The organism is Halorubrum sp. C191, from assembly GCF_002727095.1.
Classification (GTDB): domain Archaea; phylum Halobacteriota; class Halobacteria; order Halobacteriales; family Haloferacaceae; genus Halorubrum; species Halorubrum ezzemoulense.
Genome location: NZ_NHNZ01000154.1, coordinates 1 through 518, shown reverse-complemented (window position 1 = coordinate 518; position 518 = coordinate 1). Strand labels below are relative to the sequence as shown.

The 518-nt window shown below is 60.0% G+C and carries 1 protein-coding gene; it reads left to right on the top strand.

The window, feature by feature from the left end; genetic code table 11:
* Nucleotides 1-33: 33 nt before the first annotated feature.
* Nucleotides 34-518, top strand: a 485-nt coding sequence (locus Z052_RS14685) for a TraM recognition domain-containing protein (protein WP_241897963.1), incomplete at its 3' end; no start/stop codon positions are given.

Below are 518 nucleotides of genomic sequence, written 5' to 3'. Positions count from 1 at the left end.
TTCATCCACGAGTACACCACGAAAATCGCGGAGATGGACACCGAAGAGATCGACCCGGTTCTCCGCCGGATTCAAGACTGGGTCGAAGACCCCATCAGCCGGGGGATTGTGGCCCACCGAGACGGGACGATTAACCTCTCGCACGCCGTCGAAGAGGGGAAAATCATTCTCGTCCGGAACACGGTGCGGTCTGACGAGATCCGGAAAGTCGTCTCCACGGGGATCATGCGCCGCGTGTGGTCGACCATCAGAAAACGCGAGAAGATCGAGGAGGCCGACCGCGAGCCCTTCTTCGCGTTCATGGACGAGTTTGACGACATCGCCTCAGAGAACATGGCCCTCGACAAGATGCTCTCGAAGGCCCGGTCTGGGAAGATGGGCGTCGTGACGTGTCTCCAGAACCCCTCGCAGGTGCGGGAGATTGCGCCCCAGACGCTCAAGCAGATGTTCGGGAACACGGACACGCTGTTGAGTTTCGGTGTGACGGAAGTTGATGACGCCCGGATCATCGCCGAGCG